This window comes from Acinetobacter sp. ABJ_C4_1 (assembly GCF_044538495.1).
In the GTDB taxonomy this organism is placed as follows: domain Bacteria; phylum Pseudomonadota; class Gammaproteobacteria; order Pseudomonadales; family Moraxellaceae; genus Acinetobacter; species Acinetobacter nosocomialis_A.
Genome location: NZ_JBIUCQ010000009.1, coordinates 42,127 through 63,595, shown reverse-complemented (window position 1 = coordinate 63,595; position 21,469 = coordinate 42,127). Strand labels below are relative to the sequence as shown.

The window sequence follows — 21,469 nt, the reverse complement described above, 5'->3', positions numbered from 1 at the left end:
AGATCTAGTTAAGATGGATTCGACAATTGTTGTTGAATCCATTTTACATTTTCAGGGGTGAATAAACGGTCAATATTTTTCCAAATAATATGATAACCATATCCGCCTTCCTTCATTTCTTTAACTGCATCATCAATTGCCCAGTGTTCAAAAATAATTCGATACATCGCAACGCTGGCACCAGTACGGTCTGAACCATGGTAACAATGTAATAAAACACGTTGGTTATTTTGCTTGGCAATTTTAATTTGCTGCATGACTTCTAACAGGTCTTGTCTATTAATTGCCCACGTGTCGATAGGAACGTGAACAAGATTAAAATTCTCATTTTTAAATACTAATTCATCTGAATCTTTAGCTCTTAAATTAATAATAGTTCCGATTTGATAGCGTTTTAATTCGGGAATCATTGCAGCATTTGGTTGTTCGCTACGAAAAACATCATTGCTCACTTGATAGAAATTATGTGTTTGCGAAACTAAAGTTCCCCAATCTTTGGGTCTATGCTCATGTGCAATGCTTTCATGTTGCATACATCCCTGTAGGTTTAAACACAGAACTAGGGCAATGAGTGAGAATTTTTTCATGTTTGATACCGTCGAAGCTCATGAGGATCATGGGCACAAATAATTTCAATCGTTGGCTCATGTTGAGCCAAATGCTGTAATTTTTTAAGGTTAATAAGACGCTTTTCATTATCTTCTGCAAATGTTTTTTCCAGAAGGCTAAGTGATCTTAATTTATTTGCAGGATTTAACTCTAGATGTGAGTAGTAAGCATCTCCGCAAAACAATAACCACTGATTTTGTTGTTTGATGGCAATACCACAATGTCCAGCGGAATGGCCTAATAATGGCACCATTAAAATTTCATCTTGGAATAACGGGAAACCTTTTACTTTTTCAAGATTAAACCATTTTTCACCTTGCTGATATTCAACGAAATTCCAGTATCGATGCTGATTATATTGATTGGTTCTATACCGAAGCTTACCTTTAAAATTAGGTAATTGTGCAGCATTATATTCAGTGGCTAAGACATGAACTGTGGCATGAGGAAAGTCTGAAATGCCTCCTGCATGGTCAAAGTCGAGGTGAGTTACAAAGATGTGTTGTACATCTTTAGGATGGAATCCCAATTTTTGTATTTGCTGGATTGCACTGAATTCAAGATTCGCCTCAATTTTCCCCAAACGTTTGACTAAAGAGCCAAGGCGCTGTTGCATGTGTAAATAGTCTTGCAGACCAAATCCTGTATCAATCAGTACAAGCCCGCGGTCCGTCTCTACTAAAAGACAATGACATACAACTTCGGCTTTCCAGCCTTTCTGCCCAAATAAAGGCGCGCAGACAGGGCACATACTGCCGCATTTTAAATGATGAATTTTATGGATCATGATTGTTGTTTTTTGCACAAACTCCTTGGGAGTTATAACTGATCTCGACAGTAAAAACCATGTGTATTCAATAATGAAAAAAAAAGCCATCGGGTGAGATGGCTTGGAGATGGAAACATTCGTGTATGTGCTTTAGTTATTTTTCTTTGCGTTTTTTCTAATCATTGTGTCTTACAGGGAATCTCTCAGATACCTGCCTACGCTTTTATCTTGTAGTCAACTTTTCAAGTGTTTGCCTACACACTGCGTTTGTCTTGTAGTCAAATTTTCAAATGTTTGCCTACGCGCTTCGCTTGTCTTGTAGTCAATTTTCAAATGTTTACCTACGCACTACGTTTGTCTTGCGCTTTGATTAAAGCCTTTTTAAAGGGCTTTAAAATCACCGCATTTTGTCATTCTATTAGGAAAATTCGGATGTTTGCCTACGCACTGCGTTTGTCTTGCAAGTAATAAAGCCTTTAGTCGGCTTTATTACTTTCAGGCTGTGGTGTGAGGCGCAAGTAAGGTTTTACTGCGGTATAACCTTTAGGGAAACGTTGTTTAATTTCTTCCTCATCTTTTAAAGAAGGAACAATCACAACATCTTCACCTTGCTGCCAGTTCGCTGGAGTAGCCACTTTATGCTTATCGGTTAATTGTAATGAATCCACGACACGTAAGACTTCGTTGAAGTTACGACCAGTTGAAGCAGGGTAGGTAATAATTAAACGAACTTTTTTGTTCGGATCAATAATGACCAAAGAACGAACGGTAAGTGTTTCACTGGCATTTGGATGAATAAAGCCATAGAGCTCAGATACTTTACGGTCTTTGTCAGCAATAATTGGAAAATTAACCGTAGTATTTTGAGTTTCGTTAATGTCGTTAATCCAGCCTTTATGCGATTCTACGTCATCTACAGATAAGGCAATCGCTTTAACATTACGTTTTTCAAATTCATCTTTTAATTTCGCTGTATAGCCTAATTCTGTTGTACATACAGGTGTATAGTCAGCGGGATGAGAAAATAAAATGCCCCAACTATCACCTAGAAAATCATAAAAACTAATTGTGCCTTCGCTTGATTCTTGTTGAAAATCAGGGGCAGTGTCTCCTAATCGTAATGTCATGATCTGTCCTCAGTTGCTTAAAATTTGTTATATGTTGAAATGACTATGCCGCAATTTATTTATTATTAAAATTATTGTTTTTGTATTTTATTATGAACTTTTTATATAAGTGTAAATATATATGACTAAAACTCGTTAATTTATGGACTGAATCAATGTAACTTTAAGATAAATTTGCTAAATTAGATTTCTCGGAAGTTGTGTTCAATAGATAAGCGTTAATGTTGAGTTTTGGGTGCCAGATGCATTAAATGGGCTTAGATAAACGGTAAAACCGTTTATCTAACTATCAGATTTTTTTTATGGGTTTTGTGCAAACCCCTTGTACTTCAAATTTCTGACACCATAATAAACGACTGAGAAAAAATTTATTCATTTGACCAAGCAAGATTTAGAGAGTTTATCCATGTTGGCAAGTCTGATCGGAGGTATCTTCGGTACAAAAAATGAGCGTGAACTCAAACGCATGCGCAAAATTGTTGAGCAAATCAATGCGCTCGAGCCGACGATATCAGCTTTAAGCGATGCAGACTTATCTGCAAAAACTCCAGAATTCAAACAACGTTATAACAATGGCGAAAGTTTAGATAAGTTACTCCCAGAAGCGTTTGCGGTTTGTCGTGAGGCAGCAAAACGTGTAATGGGCATGCGTCATTATGATGTGCAATTGATTGGTGGTATTACTCTTCACGAAGGCAAAATTGCCGAAATGCGTACTGGTGAAGGTAAAACCCTTATGGGTACTTTGGCGTGTTACCTAAATGCATTAAGTGGTGAAGGCGTTCATGTGATTACCGTGAACGATTACTTGGCACAGCGTGACGCCGAGTTAAACCGTCCATTATTTGAGTTTTTAGGTTTAAGCATTGGTACAATTTATTCAATGCAAGAACCGTCAGAAAAAGCAGCGGCTTACCTGGCTGACATTACCTATGGTACCAACAACGAATTTGGTTTTGACTATTTACGTGACAACATGGTGTTTTCTTTAGCAGAAAAGAAACAACGTGGTTTGCACTATGCCATTATCGATGAAGTTGACTCAATCTTAATTGATGAGGCGCGTACGCCATTAATTATTTCTGGCCAAAGTGAAGACTCTTCACACCTCTATACTGCAATCAATACGATTCCACCAAAATTACGTCCGCAAAAAGAAGAAAAAGTTGCTGATGGTGGTCATTTCTGGATTGATGAAAAGCAGCGTTCAGTTGAAATGACTGAAATCGGTTATGAAACTGTAGAACAAGAACTCATTCAAATGGGCTTGTTGGCTGAAGGCGAAAGCTTATATTCAGCAACAAACCTAAACCTTGTTCACCATGTATCTGCCGCTATTCGTGCGCACTTCTTATTCCAACGTGACGTTCATTATATTATTCATGATGGTGAAGTCATCATTGTTGATGAGCATACTGGCCGTACAATGCCGGGTCGTCGTTGGTCAGAAGGTTTACACCAAGCAGTTGAAGCAAAAGAAGGTTTGGAAATTCAGCCTGAAAACCAGACTTTAGCAACGACTACATTCCAGAACTATTTCCGTCTTTATAAAAAGCTTTCAGGTATGACAGGTACTGCTGATACTGAAGCAGCGGAAATGAAAGAAATTTACGGTCTTGATGTTGTGATTATTCCAACTCACCGTCCAATGATTCGTAACGACCAAAACGATTTAATCTATTTAAACCGTAATGGCAAATATAATGCGATTATTCAAGAAATTATGAATATTCGCGAACAAGGTGTTGCGCCGATTCTAATTGGTACGGCAACCATTGAAGCCAGTGAAATTCTATCTTCTAAGTTGATGCAAGCTGGTATTCACCATGAAGTGTTGAACGCTAAACAGCACGAGCGTGAAGCAGACATTATTGCTCAGGCGGGTAGCCCGAATGCAGTAACAATTGCAACCAACATGGCTGGTCGTGGTACAGATATTATCTTGGGTGGTAACTGGAAAGCGAAACTTGCCAAGCTTGAAAACCCGACAGCAGAAGATGAAGCACGTCTGAAAGCACAGTGGGAACAGGACCACGAAGATGTATTGCAAGCAGGTGGTTTGCACATTATTGGTTCTGAACGCCATGAATCACGCCGTATTGACAACCAGTTACGTGGTCGTGCGGGCCGTCAAGGTGACCCTGGTGTTTCTCGTTTCTATTTATCTCTTGAAGATGACCTCATGCGTATTTTCGCAGGTGACCGTGTTGTTGCCATGATGCGTGCAATGGGCTTACAAGAAAATGAAGCGATTGAACACAAAATGGTAAGTCGTTCTATCGAAAATGCTCAGCGTAAAGTTGAAGCACGTAACTTCGATATTCGTAAGAACTTATTGAAATACGATGACGTGAATAATGAACAACGTAAGATCATTTATTCACAACGTGATGAAGTGTTAGCTGAAAATACTTTACAAGATTACGTCGAAGAAATGCATCGTGAAGTCATGCAAGCCATGATTGCCAACTTTATTCCACCTGAGTCAATTCATGACCAATGGGATATTGAAGGTTTGGAAAATGCTTTACGTATTGATTTAGGTATTGAGCTTCCAGTTCAAGAATGGTTAGAACAAGATCGTCGTCTTGATGAAGAAGGTCTGGTTGAGCGTATTAGTGACGAAGTGCTTGAACGTTATCGTCAACGCCGTGCGCAAATGGGTGATGAGTCAGCAGCAATGCTTGAACGTCATTTCGTTCTAAACTCTCTTGATCGCCACTGGAAAGATCATTTGGCTGCAATGGATTATTTGCGTCAAGGTATCCACTTACGTGGCTATGCGCAAAAGAACCCAGAACAGGAATACAAAAAAGAAGCATTTAACTTGTTTGTGAACATGTTAGGCGTCATTAAAACTGATGTTGTGACTGATTTGTCTCGTGTACATATTCCAACACCAGAAGAACTTGCAGAAATGGAAGCTCAACAGCAGCAGCAAGCTGAGTCGATGAAGCTTTCTTTTGAACATGATGATGTGGATGGCTTAACAGGTGCAGTGACTGCTTCTCAAGAAGCACTCAACGAGTCGACTGATGAACAACAAATGTTCCCAGTACCAGAAAGCCGTAATGCACCATGTCCATGTGGTTCTGGTTTAAAATATAAGCAGTGTCACGGCAAAATTTAATTTGCTTGATAAAAAAAGCAGAACAATTGTTCTGCTTTTTTTATGTTTGTAGTAAGCCTGTGAATAATGTTTGCAGTTTTAAGTATTAAATGCTATTTACTTCTCATCCAGAGTGTATGTTGGAAAGACAATGAAAAAAGTATTACAACCTTTATTTTTAACTGTTCTTGCTGTACCAAGTTTTGTTTTCGCAGCAGAAACAGCTTCAGCCCCTCAAACCACAACGGTTGATAAGGTTCTTGCCGCAAAAGGCCCAACTTCGGCTCAGGCTGTAGTGAAACAAGAGAATACGACGGTAATTAGCCCTCGTACAGGTATTCGTTATACATTGGGTAATACAGGTAATCGCCCAATCATTTTACAAACTGCTGCGATTGCTCCAGCAAACTCTGCAAACATTAATCGTATTGTGGCAACTAACCCAGCCTTATCTGCAAAAAGCCAAGAAAAAGCAAAAATTGCTTTAATTGGTGAAGCAGCAGTTGCGGGTGCAGCAGCTGTAGCAGCAAGTAATGTAACGGCTCCAGCACCAACAAACAGTGTTGCGCCAGCAAACCCTGCTTCAATGAATTAATTTTCATATATAAAAAAAGCCGGTCAATTTTGAACCGGCTTTTTTTATATGAGGATGTTTGAAAATACTTAAATCTGATTATTCACATCTACGTTCTTTGTTTCACGTATCAATAAAAATGCGACTAATGATAAAAGTGATGCTGCTGTCAGATAATATCCAACCGCATATAAACCATAAGTTTCAGCAAGTTTTGTAGCAATGAGTGGGGCAAACGATGCGCCAAAAATACCAGCCAAGTTAAAGGTTAATGCTGAACCTGTATAACGAACTGAAGTTGGGAAAATTTCAGAAAGAACTGTACCAATCGGGCCATAGGTCAAACCCATAATTGATAGGCCAGTACATAAGAAAAGAAAGACGATGAGCGTATTTCCAGACTCTAACATGCTAGAGAAGAATAATCCGAAGATCGCAGCAGCGATACATACGCCAACTGAAGTTGCTTTACGTCCAAATTTCTCTGCAAAAATAGCAGATAAAGGAATGAAAGCTGCAAAACAAAGTGTCGCAAAAAGTTGAAGTTCTAAAAACTCACCACGTGCATAACCCAGTTTTGTCGTTCCCCAGTTAAGCGCAAACACTGTAGTTAGATAAAACACAACGAAGGTACAGATTGCGGCAATCGTGCCGAGAATAAGTTTACCTGTATGTTTGGTAACGACTTCTTTAAATGGAATATTAACTTCTTTTTGTTTATCTAAAACTTTTTGGAACGCTGGAGTTTCATGGAGTTTTAAACGGATATATAGACCCACAATAACTAAAATCGCACTTGCGATAAAAGGAATGCGCCAGCCCCATTGCATGAATGCTTGTTCAGGAATAGCTGCACTTAAAAGTAAGAATGAACCCGTTGCTAAAATAAAACCAATAGGCGCACCAAGCTGTGGGAACATGCCATACCATGCACGCTTACCTTCTGGTGCATTTTCAGTTGCAAGTAGTACAGCGCCACTCCATTCACCCCCTAGACCTAAGCCTTGTCCTAGACGGCAGGCTGCTAATAATAATGGAGCCACAATCCCGATTTGAGCATAAGTCGGAAGTAAGCCAATACATACCGTTGATATACCCATAGTCAGCAAAGCTGCCACTAGTGTTGCTTTACGACCGATTCGATCCCCTAAGTGACCAAATAGTGCTGCACCAATAGGGCGGGCAATAAAGGCAATTGCGAATGTTGCGAGTGATTGTAAAACGGCAGCACTGCCACTGCTGGCAGGGAAAAATAGGTGAGGAAAAATAATCACGGCAGCAGTTGCATAGATGTAAAAGTCGAAGAACTCAATGGTTGTACCGACTAAGCTTGCAAATAAAACTCGTGTTTTCGAATTGGTGGCTACTACAGGAGCAGCTGTCGCAGAGGTTGACTCCATATAAGTCCTTATATAAGTTAAAATTTATTTTTAGTTTACTATTCTCTTTAAAGGCATATTTTTCTCAAAAGAATAGTGTGAAAGAACATCATCCATGACTCTTTCAGGATCACTGAATATGAGTGAAAAATGGATTAAACAACGTACCAATAGATTGCAAGAAAGTGTGCACCTGCACCTAAAAGTACAAAAATATGCCATATCGCATGGGTATATCTTACCTTTTTTAACGCGTAAAACAATGCTCCAACAGTGTAAGCTAAACCTCCAGTAATCAATAACATCAAAGCGTCTTTACTTAAATAGGTACGCATATCATCCATTACAAAAACGGCAAGCCACCCCATAAGAACATAAGCAAGTAATGAAATTTTCTGAAAACGGTGAATAAAAACTAACTTGAAAAGTGTACCAATTGCAGCAATGCTCCAGAGAGCAATAAGTAAAACATGGGCTTTTTGTGTAGGTATCGCAATGCTTAAGAATGGGGTATATGTACCGGCAATTAAATAATAAATAGCGGTGTGGTCGAGTTTCTTATACCAGTAACGTAAGTTTTGGGTCTGCGCAAAATGATACAGAGTCGAGCTGGTAAAAACGAGAATCAGACTAAATGAGTATACCCATAAACCGATCCACTGCCCGGTGGAAAGATAAGATCCTTTCATAATTAAAAGGATAGAGGCAACCACGGCCATAACAACGCCAGCACCATGGCTGTAGGCATTAAAAAGTTCTTCTTTAGGATCGTAAGTTTCTAACACCGATTTGCTCATAAGTTTATTTTTTGATTAAAAATACAAATGTATAGAAATGCAAAACAGTCGTAAAGTTATTTTATTTTTAATCCTATACCCTTTAAACTTTCAGTTTATATGAGTCACCATTCTTTAGGTATATCTGTGTCGGTTTTCTCCTTTGAGCAAGAACAGCAATTCTTTCATGAAATCAAACAAATGCTTGATGAGCAAAGTTTTGAGCGTTTGATTTTGAGCCAATATAAAGGAGAGTTGGCACAGCTAGAAAAAATCACTTTCCGCATTGTAGAGCTAAATGGGAAAAAGCAGCTTTCAGCTTTATATCATTACACTACTCAAGATGTGACCAAAAACTATACCTTTGAAGAGGGTTTGGAACAGATTGCAACGTTGATTGTTCAATGTAAACAAGCAAATTTATTTTCAACTCTTCAAGAAATTCAGCTTAAAAAAAATAAGAAAAAAGCCATGCTTAATATGGGTAAAAAACAAAGTACGAATACAGCTCCAACTGTACAAGCGCATGATCGTGAGAAACAGCGTTATGTACACCAGAGTAGTGCATTTTTAAAAGAGCTTGGCATTACCGATGAGAAAGCTCAAATCATTCCAAGTATGGCTCGTAAATGGAAGCAGATTAATAAATTTATCGAAATTTTTGCGAGTGCGTATGAGCAGATTGATGCAGAGCAAAAAGAGTTACGCATTGTCGACTTTGGTTCAGGAAAAGGTTATTTAACTTTTGCTTTGTATGATTATTTACAAGAACAACAGAAAATTCCTTTAATTACAGGTGTAGAGCTGCGATGTAACTTAGTGGAATTTTGCCAGAAAGTGGCAGACAAAGTGCATTTTAATCATTTAGACTTTTTTGAAGGCGATGTACGTAGTTATCAGCCAGAAAAACTGGACGTTATGATTGCTTTGCATGCGTGTGATATTGCGACTGATTTCGCTATTCATACGGGAATTCGTTTAAACGCTTCAATGATTATGTGCGCGCCGTGCTGTCACAAAGAATTACGTCCACAGCTACATAGCCCTGAAGTTTTACAACCGATGCTACAGTTTGGTATTCATGCGGGGCAACAAGCTGAGATGTTGACCGATACTTTGCGTGCGTTACTTTTAAAAGCATATGGTTATGAAACCAAAGTTTTTGAATTTGTATCGCTTGAACATACCAGCAAAAATAAAATGATTTTGGCAACAAAACGCAAAAACATTTCTCAACCTGATGCGAAAATTATGGCTCAAATTCAAGCATTGAAAGAAATGTACGGAATTAAAAAACAGACCTTAGAATTGTTGTTACAAGATCAGTTGCCGATCGAAAATATTGGCTGTAAGTGCTAGGACGGTGAGTGGATGTATAAAATTATAGCGGGTGGTTGGGAACAACTTGAGAAAGATGCGAAATACATCCGTGAGCAAGTCTTTATTCAAGAGCAAGGCATTGCATCCGAAGATGAATGGGATGATTTTGATGCTACTGCTGTGCACTTTATGGTGTATGACAAAGAGCAGCCTATCGCTACAGCACGTTTGTTACCGCAGCATAGCGTAGGGCGTGTTGCTGTTTTAATGCCTTATCGAAAGCAGGGTATAGGTAAAATTTTAATGCAGCATATTATTGAATATGCGCGTAACCAAAAACTGCCTTATTTAAAGCTTTCGGCACAAACTTATGTGACGGCTTTTTACGAAGCTTTAGGTTTTAAAGTGCAGGGTGAGGTTTACCAAGATTGTGGTATTCCCCATATCGATATGACTTTAGCATTAAGTTGAGATTCCTTTTTAGAAATCTCAACTTTGAATTACTTCATCGCATTCCAGTTTTCGATGGCTTGTAAGCCTGTTTCTAAACCAACTTCATAACTGTAACGAAGCTTTTTCGGATTTGTTGTTAAACGCCCTGCCATATTTTTAAGAGGTGGTGGACATACTTCTAAAATTTGCTGTTCTGGGTTACTGCTACGAACAAAATCTACCGAAGCGTTATAACGGGCACAACGGTTTCGTAAACTGCTTGCAAAACCATAGTGGTGTTTAAACGCGTATTTTGCGAGGAATTGATCCCCTCGGCTACTACCCTTAAAGTAATTTTTAGGACGAGTACGTAAAACTAACAGCTTTTTAACGCCACTTTGCTGTGCTGTCCAGCGAACGGGTAGGGCATCTGCAACGCCGCCATCAAAGTATGGTTCACCCATAATATCGACGGGATGACGCGTTAAAACCGGAATTGAGCTAGAAGCACGCAGTGCATTTAACAGATTATCTTTACCAGCACGAAGGTATTCAGCATGACCTGTTTTAGCATGCGTCAACACCATATAAAAATCTGGATTTTTGGCAAAAAGGCTCTGTTGATCAAGAGGATGTTCTTTTTCACCAATTTCCCACATCCATTTTAAATCGAGTAAATCGCCACCTTTAAAGAAGCGCTTATAATCGATAAATTCAGGACGTAATGAATGGTCAACATAGAATGTTAAAGTTCGGCCTTGTTGACCTGCTAAGTAGTTAGCTACATTGGTCGAACCAGAAGATACACCAACATATAAGTCAAAAGGATTGAACTGCTGTTGTAGAAAAGCATCAAGTACACCACTGGTAAAGGCACCACGCATGCCTCCACCTTCTACAACCAGTGCATTGCGGGAAAAATCTGTCATTTGAAAAATATCTGATTACTGATGTGAATGCTGATGTTCTTGCATGTCCATTCCAGGCATGTTGTCATGCTGACTTTGTTGATCTGTCGATTTTTCAGCTTTTTGTTGCATTTCGTGCTGTTGAGCTTTGCGCTGAGCACCTGGCATATAGTCAGGTTCATTACTCATTGCTAAATAGAAAAAGCCAAGGAAAATCGCACTTAAAACACCAACGATCAGAACAAATTTCCAGCCTAAAACTGCTGATTCGGAAGAATTTTTATCGGACATAAGGATTTCTCGAATGTGCTGTAGAAGCACAAAAATGAAGTCTATTTATAGCATATTTAGGCTGTAGGCAGAAATCTTAAAAGGCATAAAGAACATAAAGAAAAACCCATATAAATAAAATATATTTATATGGGTAAGGTTTATGCAGTTTTTAAATATTCGTTACGTCTAAGTTATTGAATATTTTGCTTCTGCTCAGCTTTGGTTTTTAGTAATGCTGGTGGTGTGAATCTCTCACCATATTTGGTAGCTAACTCTTCTGCGCGTTTTTCTGCTTTCTCAATACCATATTGATTGAGGAATTGAATCGCTCCACCAGTCCAAGGGGCATAACCAATTCCAAAAATAGAACCGACATTGGCATCAATAACCGATTCCAATACACCTTCTTCGTAACAACGTAAGGTATCTAAGGCTTGTACAAACAAAATACGATCAATCATATCTTGCTCGGAAATATCGTGATCTTTCTGCCAGCGGTTTAAGCCTTCCCATAGGTGTTTTTTACCATTTTCAGGATAGTCATAGAAACCTGCGCCAGCAGCTTTACCTTTACGGTTTAATTCATGAATCATGGTATGAATCACTTCATCTACTGGTGTTTTCGGTAGCTCTTTGCCTTCGGCTAGTAGGGCTTTACGTGCTTCGCTAGCAACATGCTCGGTTAAAGTTAAAGACACTTCATCTTGAATCGCAAGTGGTCCCACAGGCATGCCAGCTTTCAGTGCTGCCATTTCAATACGTGCTGGGTGGACGCCTTCGGCAAGCAAGCGCATACCTTCTTGAATAAAAGTACCAAATACACGACTGGTAAAGAAGCCACGGCTATCATTGACAACAATTGGTGTTTTTCCAATTTGCTGTACAAAGTCGTAGGCTTTAGCAAGTGTCTCTGCGGAGGTGTTTTTACCTTTAATAATCTCAACCAACTGCATTTTGTCGACAGGGCTAAAGAAATGCAGACCAATAAACGCTTTATCATCTTTACTTGCTTGCGCTAAGCCTGTAATTGGCAGGGTCGATGTATTCGATGCCATTACGCCATTAGACGCTAGATATTGCTCGGCTTCTTGAGTGACTTTCGCTTTGAGTTCTTGGTTTTCAAACACTGCCTCAATAATTAAATCACAGCCTTGTAAGTCTTGAGCTGAAGCTGTAGCTGTAATGAGCGATAAAACCTGATCACGTTTTTCTGCCGTCATGCGGCCTTGTGAAACACGCTTGTCTAGGAGTTTTTGTGAATAGGCTTTACCTTTCTCAGCATTTTCAACAGATACATCTTTAAGGATAACAGGAATGCCTTTAATGGCTGTTGAATAGGCAATGCCCGCACCCATCATGCCTGCACCCAACACACCCACTTTAGTGGCTTGCCATTTTGCAACGTCGGCAGGGCGGCTCGCACCAGACTTAATTGCATTTAGGCCATGCCAGAAAGTGCCGATCATATTTTTAGAAATTTGGCCTGTTGTAAGCTGAGTAAAGTAGCGAGACTCAATACGTAAAGCAGTATCTACATCGACTTGAGCGCCTTCAACTGCGGCAGCCATAATCGCTTCAGGAGCAGGGTAGCAACCTTTGGTTTTGTCTCTTAACATGGCTGGCGCAATGGCAAGAACTTGTGCAACTGCTGGAGTTTTTGGATCGCCACCCGGAATTTTATAACCCTTCACATCAAAAGGCTGCTGAGATTTTGGATTTGCTTTGATCCAAGAAATTGCTTTATCTAAAAGCTCTTGTTCATTTTCAGCAGTATCGTGAATTAAGCCTAAAGATTTTGCTTTATCAACACCGAACTGTTTGCCTTCCATTAAGAAAGGAAATGCATTTTGAAGCCCTAGCAGACGTACCATACGTACAATTCCACCGCCGCCCGGTAATAAACCTAAAGTAACTTCTGGTAGGCCAAATTTACTTTTCGAGTCATTGATTGCAATACGGTGATGGCAACTTAATGCAATTTCCCATCCACCGCCCAGTGCCGTTCCATTCAATGCTGCAACAACTGGAACACCAAGCGTTTCAATTGTACGTAAATGACCTTTTAACTTCTCAACCATATTGAAAAAGTCAGTTGCATGCTCAGGTTGAACTTGAATTAGTTCATCTAGATCACCGCCTGCAAAGAAAGTTTTTTTAGCCGAGCGGAAAATAACACCTGAAAGTTCTGTTTCTGCTTTAAGTTTCTGAGTTGTCTCATCGAGCGAGTCACGAAACTCGGCATTCATGGTGTTCGCAGATTGACCTGTTGAATCAAGCGTTAAAATGACAATATTGTCGGCATTTTTTTCGTATTGAATTGCACTCATCTTTTATATCCCTAATTTTTATACGCGTTCAATAATGGTGGCAATACCCATCCCACCGCCAACACAGAGCGTCGCTAAACCGCGCTTTTTATCTTGTCGTTCAAGCTCATCAAGTAGTGTGCCTAAAATCATGGCACCTGTTGCTCCTAACGGATGGCCTAAAGCAATCGCACCGCCATTTACGTTGACTTTTTCAGCGGGGACGTTGAGCTCATTAATAAAACGCATAACAACTGCCGCGAATGCTTCATTGACTTCAAATAGGTCAATATCATCAATTGTTAGACCAGCTTTTTCCAAGGCTTTACGTGCGGCTGGCGCAGGGCCAGTCAGCATAATGGTTGGGTCAGTACCAACTAATGCAGTCGCCAAAACTTTAGCGCGTGGTTTTAAATTTTGTTCTTTTACTGCTTTTTCTGAAGCTAATAAAACTACCGCTGCTCCATCGACAATACCTGATGAGTTACCTGCGTGATGAACATGATTGATTTTTTGTGCTTCTGGATATTTTTGTAAAGCAACTGCATCAAAGCCCATTTGCCCCATCATTTCAAAACTTGGGTTGAGCTTTGCAAGACCTTCTAGTGTGGTATTGCCTTTGATGAATTCATCTTTCTCTAAAATCACCACACCTGAATGATCTTTGATTGGCACAACTGATTGGTCAAAATAACCATTTGCTTGAGCTGCTGCTGCTTTTTGTTGTGACTTCACTGCAAAGTTATCGACATCTTCACGGCTATAGCCATCTAAAGTTGCAATAAGGTCAGCCCCAATACCTTGCGGAACAAATGATGATTTAAGGTTTGTTTCTGGGTCTAAAGCCCATGGTCCGCCATCAGAACCCATTGGAATGCGCGACATTGATTCAACACCGCCAGCAACCACTAAATCTTCCCAACCAGAGCGGACTTTCATGGCTGCCATGTTGACTGCTTCTAAACCTGATGCACAAAAGCGGTTAATTTGTACACCAGCAACATCATCATTCCAACCTGCTGCAATTGCTGCGGTTTTGGCAATGTCACCACCTTGATCGCCAATTGGTGTTACGCAACCTAGAACAATGTCGTCCACTTTAGATGTATCAAGCTGATGGCGTTGCTGTAATTCATTTAATAGGGTGGTGAGCAATGTGATTGGTTTTACTTCGTAAAGAGAGCCGTCTTTTTTTCCTTTTCCGCGTGGTGTGCGAATGGCATCAATAATATAAGCCTCGCTCATAACAGTTCCTTTTTTATTACTTAAAATTTATTTGTGTTTTGAGTGTACTAGTTTTAAGAGCGAGTGCAATGACGATAAGCACACCAGTCAGGTGATGATTTTTGCCAATAGAGATACAAAAAAGCCCAAGTTGAACTTGGGCTAAATGTGAAACTAAAGAGATTTAAGAATTAGTGGTAACCGTGTAGCTGACGATATAAACCTGGAGTTACACCAGTCCACTTTTTAAATGCACGGTGGAAGGTACTCGTTTCGCTAAAGCCTACTTGTTGAGCAACATCTTCAAGTGTTAATTCAGGGTTGAGCAACAAGTGAATTGCAGCATCTCGACGTAAAGCGTCTTTTACGCCTTGATAACTTTTACCTTCAGCAGCCAAACGGCGACGTAAGGTTTGCGGAGATAAATACAGCATTGATGCAACGTCATTAAGCGTTGGCATTTCTTCACCAATTTGACTCTTAAGCACGTCACGAATACGAGAAGTCAATGAGTTGGTGTTTTTGAATTTTACTAAAAGTTGAGCAGGCGCTGCTTTTAGGAACTCTTCAAGCGTTTTTTCATCTTGGCGGATTGGTAAGTCAAGATAATCAGCTGCAAAAGTTATTTCGGTGCGAGGTGCATCAAACTGCATGACTGGTGCAAAAAATAATGCATCATATTCATCTGCATGAGCAGGACGCGGATAGCTAAAATGAACACGTTCTAACGGTAAACGACGTTCAATAAGCCACGACGCCAAACCGTGCCAAATCATGAGCATACTTTCAGTAATGAAATGATCTGGATCTAATGTTTTTGGAATGAGAGGAACCAAACGCGCTTCGTGTTTGTCACGTTCTAGAGTTACCGACCATTCATCACCAAATAACTTGTAAAATTGAGATGAAAGTTCGAGGGCTTGTCCCAAAGTTTTTGCATGAATAATCAACTGACACATAATGGCAAAAGTGCCCAAACGGCGTGGTTGCACATCAAAACCGACGTGTTCGTCTTGGGTGACCATCCATAGCATTTTTATAAAACGGGTATATTGTTCTGGTGAGATTCGAGCTTTAGGTTGACGTAATAGTTCCGCTTCGATACCCACATGTGAAAGTAACGTCTCGACATCCATGCCAAGGCGTTTTACGCCTGTCAAAGCCGCATTCACGAAGTGGATGCTAATCGTATCGCGACTCATATTGAATCCTTCAGTCTCTTTGATGTTCACTTTAAATTGACCTAAATGACCGTCTAAAAAAATAAATTGGCGATTTACAACAGTGTAAAAGCACTTTTTACATGTTAAATTGCCGAAATGATCAAGGTAAATGGCTGAACATGACATTGTTTTAGAATATTTGCTTAACTAATATAAAAGAAAATTCGAATAATAGTGGTTAAAAATACGATGATGACAGCATTAAATGGACTTAAAGTTCTCGATTTCTCGACACTCTTACCTGGACCTTTTGCCACAATGTACTTAGCTGATATGGGAGCAGAAGTGATCCATATCGAATCTTCATCACGTCCAGATCTCATCCGGATTATGCCGCCCTATGCCAATGGACAAGCAACTGCACATAGTTATCTAAATCGAAATAAACAGTCGATTGTTCTCGACTTAAAAGATGCTGCAAGTATTGATCTGATTAAAGCTAAGATTTCCGAGTTTGATATTGTCATAGAACAGTTTCGGCCAGATGTTATGCGCCGTTTAGGATTGGACTATGCAACGCTTGCAGAAATTAACCCACGTTTAATTTATTGCTCAATTACTGGTTATGGACAAACTGGAAACTATAAAGATCGAGCAGGACACGACATTAACTATTTAGCTTTAGCGGGTATTGCTGGATATAGTGGCCGACAAGATAGTGGTCCACCACCGCTTGGCATTCAGGTTGCCGATATCGCAGGTGGTTCACTTCATGCGGTCATTTCGATTTTAGCTGCAGTGGTCGAACGCGGGCGTAGCGGAATGGGGCAGTACATTGATATTTCCATGACCGACTGCGTTGCAAGTCTAAATAGCATGGCAGCATCAGCCACACTTGCAGGTCAAGTTGAACAGGCACCAGAGCAGGGTATGCTCAATGGCGGTATTTTCTATGACTATTATATGACTCAAGATGGTCGTTATCTTTCTATTGGTAGTCTTGAGCCACAATTTATGGCTGGGTTGTCTGCTGCATTAGATTTACCCGTGCTGTTGCAAAAAGGCGCGTCATTAGATGCCGAAGATCGACAAGAAGTTAAGCAAGCTATTCAAGAAAAAATTAAAAGCAAAACATTTAAAGAATGGCATGAAATTTTTGCAAATCTCGATGTTTGTGTAGAGCCAGTATTGAGTTTGAGTGAGGCTTTAAACTCGCCGTTAGCACAACAACGTGGATGGATTGTGAATGTTCCTTTGCAAAATAATACGGCTGATACAGAACCGCAGATAGCATGCCCAATAAAGTTTTCACGTTCACAAATGCGATATTCCTTTGTAGGTCAAAAGCTTGGCGAGGGACAGTGGTAATGTCTTGGGGCTATTTCTTATACAGTGTGTATTAAGATTATTATCTGATTAATCAATTGATTAACATTTTGAATAATTTCTTTACATAAAATTAGCGTAACCTTTATAAACAAAGACATAAAAGGTACGTAAACATGAAAACGCATAAATCTTTGATGGTTTCCTGTTTATCCGTTTTATCAATTACTCTTTTTGTTCAGCATGCACAAGCTGCTGCTGCATTTGACCCAAATAGTTCTTGGATGTTGGGTGATTGGAACGGGCAACGCACAGCGTTGCAAGCACAAGGTTATGATTTTTCTTTTGGATATACCGGTGAATATGCCGGTATTTTAGATTCAAAGAATACATCTTCGCATGGTAGTGCTTATACAGGGCAACTCGCTTTAGGTTCGCATTTGGACCTAGGTAAAATTTTAGGGTGGCAAGATACAGAAGCTCAAATCACATTAACTTATCGTGATGGGCAATCGCTTTCTGAACATTCTCCAGCTTTAGCTGGGCACATTAGTTCTGTGCAAGAAGTGTGGGGGCGTGAGCAAACTTGGCGTTTAACAGACTTGTGGATTAAGAAAAAATTCCTTGATCAGAAGTTAGACGTTAAAGTTGGTCGTTTTGGTGAAGGTGAAGACTTTAATAGTTTTGACTGTGATTTCCAGAACTTGGCGCTTTGTGGTTCACAAGTGGGTAACTGGGTTGGTGACCAATGGTATAACTGGCCAGTTAGCCAATGGGCAATGCGTGTTAAATATAACTTGCAACCTGATTTATATACGCAAGTGGGTGTATATGAATATAACCCAGAAAACTTGGAACGAGGCAAAGGTTTTAACCTAAGCACAGACGGTTCTCACGGTGCAATTATTCCAGCAGAAGTAGTTTGGTCACCTAAATTGGGTGCGCAAAGCATGGCTGGTGAATACCGTCTAGGTTATTACTACAGCACCGCTGATGCAGAAGAAATTACTAATCCAACCAAAACATCTCATAAGCAGGGTGTTTGGGTAACTGCAAAACAAAAATTATTCCAGCCAGCTGATCAAACTGATCGTGGTTTAACAGGTTTTGTGAACCTGACTTTCCATGACTCAGATACCAACAAAGTCGACAACATGCAAAATGTAGGCTTGGTCTATAAAGGTTTGCTCAATCAACGTCCTCAAGATGAGTTGGCACTTGGCGTTGCTCGTATTCATATCAATGATGACTGGAGCGATATTCAAGCCAAAGAATATGACACTGAATACAATACCGAGCTTTACTACGGTATTCATGCCACTAACTGGCTAACTATTCGTCCAAATGTGCAATATGTTCGTCATGTTGGTGCATTAAAAAATGGTGATAACACTTGGGTAGGCGGTATTAAATTCTCAACCGTATTCTAAGTAATTATTCCGAAAAACGGATTGTCGAGGGCTAAATCATTGATTGAAGTATCCAGACCTTCCGTTTTTTTCTTTATGCCTGAATTTTGTTTTAGATGTATTGGTGATGCCATTTCTCTATAAGGTTTTTGGCACATCTTTCCGATAAAAATGATGATTGATAAGAGGTGGTTTATGAATCAACCTTCTTCAAGATCAGGTTTAACGACTTTTACCGTAATCATTATTGGGTTATTGGCGTTATTCCTGCTAATTGGAGGTATTTGGCTCGCTACACTAGGCGGTTCAATTTACTACATTGTAGCTGGAGTCTTGCTTCTCATTGTTACATGGCAACTCTACAAGCGCGCTTCAACTGCTTTGTGGGTGTATGCCGCATTAATGCTAGGTACCATTATCTGGAGTGTCTGGGAAGTTGGAACAGACTTTTGGGCGCTTGCACCACGTTTAGATATTTTAGGTATTCTTGGTTTATGGTTATTGGTTCCGGCTGTGACTCGTGGAATCAACAACCTTGGATCAAGTAAAGTTGCCTTATCTTCAACTTTAGCGATTGCAATCGTGTTGATGGTTTATTCTATCTTCAACGATCCGCAAGAAATTAATGGTGAGATCAAAACACCTCAACCAGAAACTGCTCAAGCCGTTCCTGGTGTAGCAGAGAGTGACTGGCCGGCTTATGGTCGTACTCAAGCTGGTGAGCGTTATTCTCCACTCAAACAGATTAATGACAAAAACGTCAAAGACTTGAAAGTGGCTTGGACATTACGTACTGGTGATTTCAAAACAGATAATGATTCGGGTGAAACAACCAATCAGGTTACGCCAATTAAAATTGGTAATAACATGTTTATCTGTACGGCTCATCAACAGTTAATTGCGATTGATCCAGCGACTGGTAAAGAAAAATGGCGTTTTGATCCGAAGCTTAAGACGGATAAATCGTTCCAGCATTTAACTTGTCGTGGTGTAATGTACTACGATGCAAACAATACAACTGAGTTTGCAACGAGTCTTCAAAGCAAGAAATCTAGCTCTACACAATGTCCACGTAAGGTATTTGTACCAGTCAACGATGGACGTTTAGTTGCTGTGAATGCTGATACTGGTAAAGCATGTACTGACTTTGGTGAAAATGGTGAGGTGAATTTACAAAAATTCATGCCATATGCTTATCCAGGTGGTTATAACCCAACATCTCCTGGTGTTGTGACAGGTTCAACTGTCGTAATTGCAGGTTCTGTAACAGACAACTATTCAAGTAAAGAGCCATCAGGTGTAATTCGTGGCTACGATGTTAACACTGGTAAGCTTCTTTGGGCATTCGATACGGGTGCAGCAGATCCAAATGCAATGCCAGGCGAAGGTACGACCTTTGTTCATAACTCGCCAAATGCTTGGGCACCTTTAGCATACGATGCCAAACTTGATATTGTTTATGTTCCAACAGGTGTAGGTACTCCAGATATCTGGGGTGGTGACCGTACTGAGTTGAAAGAACGTTATGCGAACTCAATGTTAGCGATTAATGCTTCAACTGGTAAATTAATATGGAACTTCCAGACCACTCATCACGATTTGTGGGATATGGACGTACCCTCTCAACCATCTTTGGCAGATATTAAAGACAAAACAGGTAAAACTGTTCCGGCAATCTATGTATTGACTAAAACAGGTAATGCCTTTGTTCTTGACCGTCGTAATGGTCAGCCAATTGTTCCTGTAACTGAAAAACCAGTTCCACAAACAGTGAAACGCGGACCACAAACCAAAGGCGAGCATTATTCAAAAACTCAGCCATTCTCTGACTTGAACTTGGCGCCACAAGACAAATTGACTGATAAAGACATGTGGGGTGCCACAATGCTTGATCAGCTCATGTGTCGTGTATCTTTCAAACGTCTAAATTACGATGGTATTTATACACCACCATCTGAAAACGGTACTTTAGTTTTCCCTGGTAACTTAGGTGTGTTTGAATGGGGCGGCATGTCGGTTAACCCTGACCGTCAAGTTGCTGTAATGAACCCGATTGGTCTGCCATTCGTAAGCCGTTTAATTCCTGCTGATCCAAACCGTGCAGAAACTGCAAAAGGTGCGGGAACTGAGCAGGGTGTACAACCAATGTATGGTGTACCTTATGGTGTCGAAATCAGCGCATTCTTATCTCCGCTTGGTTTACCTTGTAAACAACCAGCTTGGGGTTATGTTGCTGGCGTAGATTTGAAAACGCATCAGGTTGTATGGAAAAAACGTATTGGTACTATCCGTGATAGCTTGCCAAAACTGTTCCAATTACCAGCTGTGAAAATTGGTGTTCCTGGTTTAGGTGGTTCAATTTCAACCGCAGGTAATGTCATGTTTGTTGGCGCAACTCAAGATAACTACATCCGTGCCTTTAACGTTACGAATGGTAAGAAACTTTGGGAAGCGCGTTTACCAGCAGGTGGACAAGCAACACCAATGACTTATGAAATCAATGGTAAGCAATATGTTGTGATCATGGCCGGTGGTCATGGTTCATTTGGTACAAAAATGGGCGACTATTTAGTGGCTTATGCATTGCCAGATAACAAATAAACTTTTGCTATAAAAAAAGCCCAGATTGATCTGGGCTTTTTTTATGTCGATTTATATAAGCTTATCAATAAAATCGTTATTAAATATGCAAAAAAAGCATTTTATTGATGAATAAAAGCTCGCTATGCTATCCGCCTTAATAATGAATCTACTAGCCATACGCC

At 40.0% G+C, this 21,469-nt stretch carries 17 protein-coding genes; 7 read left to right on the top strand and 10 right to left on the bottom strand.

The window, feature by feature from the left end; translation table 11 throughout:
* Nucleotides 1-8 precede the first annotated feature (8 nt).
* The 3 genes from ACIF8R_RS12185 to ACIF8R_RS12175 all read right to left on the bottom strand — a co-directional run bounded on the left by ACIF8R_RS12185 (nt 9) and on the right by ACIF8R_RS12175 (nt 2,505).
* Entirely contained in the window at nt 9-587 is a 579-nt protein-coding gene (locus ACIF8R_RS12185; protein WP_311069862.1) for a dual specificity protein phosphatase family protein, read from the bottom strand.
* A complete protein-coding gene (locus ACIF8R_RS12180; protein WP_396481092.1) occupies nt 584-1,396 on the bottom strand; it encodes an MBL fold metallo-hydrolase in 813 nt (270 codons plus the stop codon). The genes ACIF8R_RS12185 and ACIF8R_RS12180 overlap by 4 nt, the downstream gene beginning before the upstream one ends.
* 458 nt (nt 1,397-1,854) lie before the next feature.
* Nucleotides 1,855-2,505, bottom strand: coding sequence for a peroxiredoxin (locus ACIF8R_RS12175; protein ID WP_396481001.1), 651 nt, complete (start codon nt 2,503-2,505; stop codon nt 1,855-1,857).
* A gap of 406 nt (nt 2,506-2,911) precedes the next feature.
* Between ACIF8R_RS12175 and secA the strand changes: the two genes are divergently transcribed.
* Both secA and ACIF8R_RS12165 read left to right on the top strand, forming a co-directional pair.
* Nucleotides 2,912-5,635 carry a preprotein translocase subunit SecA gene (gene secA, locus ACIF8R_RS12170; protein ID WP_396480999.1) on the top strand — a complete coding sequence of 908 codons (2,724 nt, stop codon included), beginning with the start codon at nt 2,912-2,914 and terminating at the stop codon, nt 5,633-5,635.
* Between the two features lie 130 nt (nt 5,636-5,765).
* A complete protein-coding gene (locus tag ACIF8R_RS12165; protein WP_039246416.1) occupies nt 5,766-6,209 on the top strand; it encodes a hypothetical protein in 444 nt (147 codons plus the stop codon).
* A gap of 68 nt (nt 6,210-6,277) precedes the next feature.
* Here the strand turns inward: ACIF8R_RS12165 and ACIF8R_RS12160 are convergent, their stop codons facing one another.
* Nucleotides 6,278-7,588, bottom strand: coding sequence for an MFS transporter (locus tag ACIF8R_RS12160; RefSeq protein ID WP_263614549.1), 1,311 nt, complete (start codon nt 7,586-7,588; stop codon nt 6,278-6,280).
* A 134-nt stretch (nt 7,589-7,722) separates the two neighbouring features.
* Entirely contained in the window at nt 7,723-8,364 is a 642-nt protein-coding gene (locus ACIF8R_RS12155; RefSeq protein ID WP_263614548.1) for a hemolysin III family protein, read from the bottom strand.
* Nucleotides 8,365-8,490: 126 nt separating this feature from the next.
* Here ACIF8R_RS12155 and ACIF8R_RS12150 point away from each other — a divergent pair, with 126 nt between their 5' ends.
* Together ACIF8R_RS12150 and ACIF8R_RS12145 are read left to right on the top strand one after the other, a co-directional pair.
* Nucleotides 8,491-9,702 (top strand): class I SAM-dependent methyltransferase, encoded by a 1,212-nt coding sequence (locus tag ACIF8R_RS12150; protein WP_396480996.1) that lies wholly within the window; start codon nt 8,491-8,493, stop codon nt 9,700-9,702.
* 12 nt (nt 9,703-9,714) lie between these two features.
* A complete protein-coding gene (locus ACIF8R_RS12145; protein WP_396480994.1) occupies nt 9,715-10,134 on the top strand; it encodes a GNAT family N-acetyltransferase in 420 nt (139 codons plus the stop codon).
* A gap of 29 nt (nt 10,135-10,163) precedes the next feature.
* On the opposite strand, the gene ACIF8R_RS12140 is transcribed toward ACIF8R_RS12145, so the two are convergent.
* The 5 genes from ACIF8R_RS12140 to ACIF8R_RS12120 all read right to left on the bottom strand — a co-directional run bounded on the left by ACIF8R_RS12140 (nt 10,164) and on the right by ACIF8R_RS12120 (nt 16,008).
* On the bottom strand, nt 10,164-11,024 hold the full coding sequence (locus ACIF8R_RS12140; RefSeq protein WP_396480992.1) for a patatin family protein: 861 nt from the start codon (nt 11,022-11,024) through the stop codon (nt 10,164-10,166).
* Between the two features lie 15 nt (nt 11,025-11,039).
* Complete coding sequence (locus ACIF8R_RS12135) at nt 11,040-11,294, bottom strand: hypothetical protein (protein WP_019457519.1); 255 nt, start codon at nt 11,292-11,294, stop codon at nt 11,040-11,042.
* 173 nt (nt 11,295-11,467) lie between these two features.
* A complete protein-coding gene (locus ACIF8R_RS12130) occupies nt 11,468-13,603 on the bottom strand; it encodes a 3-hydroxyacyl-CoA dehydrogenase NAD-binding domain-containing protein (RefSeq protein ID WP_396480990.1) in 2,136 nt (711 codons plus the stop codon).
* An 18-nt stretch (nt 13,604-13,621) separates the two neighbouring features.
* Nucleotides 13,622-14,827: an acetyl-CoA C-acetyltransferase gene (locus tag ACIF8R_RS12125; RefSeq protein ID WP_396480988.1), complete on the bottom strand. Its 1,206-nt coding sequence runs from the start codon at nt 14,825-14,827 to the stop codon at nt 13,622-13,624.
* Nucleotides 14,828-14,997: 170 nt separating this feature from the next.
* Complete coding sequence (locus ACIF8R_RS12120; RefSeq protein WP_002051267.1) at nt 14,998-16,008, bottom strand: AraC family transcriptional regulator; 1,011 nt, start codon at nt 16,006-16,008, stop codon at nt 14,998-15,000.
* Between the two features lie 210 nt (nt 16,009-16,218).
* On the opposite strand from ACIF8R_RS12120, the gene ACIF8R_RS12115 reads away from it, so the two are divergent.
* The 3 genes from ACIF8R_RS12115 to ACIF8R_RS12105 all read left to right on the top strand — a co-directional run bounded on the left by ACIF8R_RS12115 (nt 16,219) and on the right by ACIF8R_RS12105 (nt 21,305).
* Complete coding sequence (locus tag ACIF8R_RS12115) at nt 16,219-17,337, top strand: CaiB/BaiF CoA transferase family protein (RefSeq protein WP_396480986.1); 1,119 nt, start codon at nt 16,219-16,221, stop codon at nt 17,335-17,337.
* A gap of 155 nt (nt 17,338-17,492) precedes the next feature.
* Nucleotides 17,493-18,725, top strand: a complete 1,233-nt coding sequence (locus tag ACIF8R_RS12110; protein WP_396481090.1) for a carbohydrate porin — start codon at nt 17,493-17,495, stop codon at nt 18,723-18,725.
* Nucleotides 18,726-18,899: 174 nt separating this feature from the next.
* Nucleotides 18,900-21,305: a glucose/quinate/shikimate family membrane-bound PQQ-dependent dehydrogenase gene (locus ACIF8R_RS12105; RefSeq protein ID WP_396480984.1), complete on the top strand. Its 2,406-nt coding sequence runs from the start codon at nt 18,900-18,902 to the stop codon at nt 21,303-21,305.
* The last annotated feature ends 164 nt before the right edge of the window (nt 21,306-21,469 follow it).

Excerpts from the sequence above, each read along its gene's own strand:
- ACIF8R_RS12185 (WP_311069862.1), bottom strand. The coding sequence starts at position 587 with ATGAAAAAATTCTCACTCATTGCCCTAGTTCTGTGTTTAAACCTACAG.
- ACIF8R_RS12180 (WP_396481092.1), bottom strand. The coding sequence starts at position 1,396 with ATGATCCATAAAATTCATCATTTAAAATGCGGCAGTATGTGCCCTGTC.
- ACIF8R_RS12175 (WP_396481001.1), bottom strand. The coding sequence starts at position 2,505 with ATGACATTACGATTAGGAGACACTGCCCCTGATTTTCAACAAGAATCA.
- secA (WP_396480999.1), top strand. The coding sequence starts at position 2,912 with ATGTTGGCAAGTCTGATCGGAGGTATCTTCGGTACAAAAAATGAGCGT.
- ACIF8R_RS12165 (WP_039246416.1), top strand. The coding sequence starts at position 5,766 with ATGAAAAAAGTATTACAACCTTTATTTTTAACTGTTCTTGCTGTACCA.
- ACIF8R_RS12160 (WP_263614549.1), bottom strand. The coding sequence starts at position 7,588 with ATGGAGTCAACCTCTGCGACAGCTGCTCCTGTAGTAGCCACCAATTCG.
- ACIF8R_RS12155 (WP_263614548.1), bottom strand. The coding sequence starts at position 8,364 with ATGAGCAAATCGGTGTTAGAAACTTACGATCCTAAAGAAGAACTTTTT.
- ACIF8R_RS12145 (WP_396480994.1), top strand. The coding sequence starts at position 9,715 with ATGTATAAAATTATAGCGGGTGGTTGGGAACAACTTGAGAAAGATGCG.
- ACIF8R_RS12140 (WP_396480992.1), bottom strand. The coding sequence starts at position 11,024 with ATGACAGATTTTTCCCGCAATGCACTGGTTGTAGAAGGTGGAGGCATG.
- ACIF8R_RS12135 (WP_019457519.1), bottom strand. The coding sequence starts at position 11,294 with ATGTCCGATAAAAATTCTTCCGAATCAGCAGTTTTAGGCTGGAAATTT.
- ACIF8R_RS12130 (WP_396480990.1), bottom strand. The coding sequence starts at position 13,603 with ATGAGTGCAATTCAATACGAAAAAAATGCCGACAATATTGTCATTTTA.
- ACIF8R_RS12125 (WP_396480988.1), bottom strand. The coding sequence starts at position 14,827 with ATGAGCGAGGCTTATATTATTGATGCCATTCGCACACCACGCGGAAAA.
- ACIF8R_RS12120 (WP_002051267.1), bottom strand. The coding sequence starts at position 16,008 with ATGAGTCGCGATACGATTAGCATCCACTTCGTGAATGCGGCTTTGACA.
- ACIF8R_RS12115 (WP_396480986.1), top strand. The coding sequence starts at position 16,219 with ATGATGACAGCATTAAATGGACTTAAAGTTCTCGATTTCTCGACACTC.
- ACIF8R_RS12110 (WP_396481090.1), top strand. The coding sequence starts at position 17,493 with ATGGTTTCCTGTTTATCCGTTTTATCAATTACTCTTTTTGTTCAGCAT.
- ACIF8R_RS12105 (WP_396480984.1), top strand. The coding sequence starts at position 18,900 with ATGAATCAACCTTCTTCAAGATCAGGTTTAACGACTTTTACCGTAATC.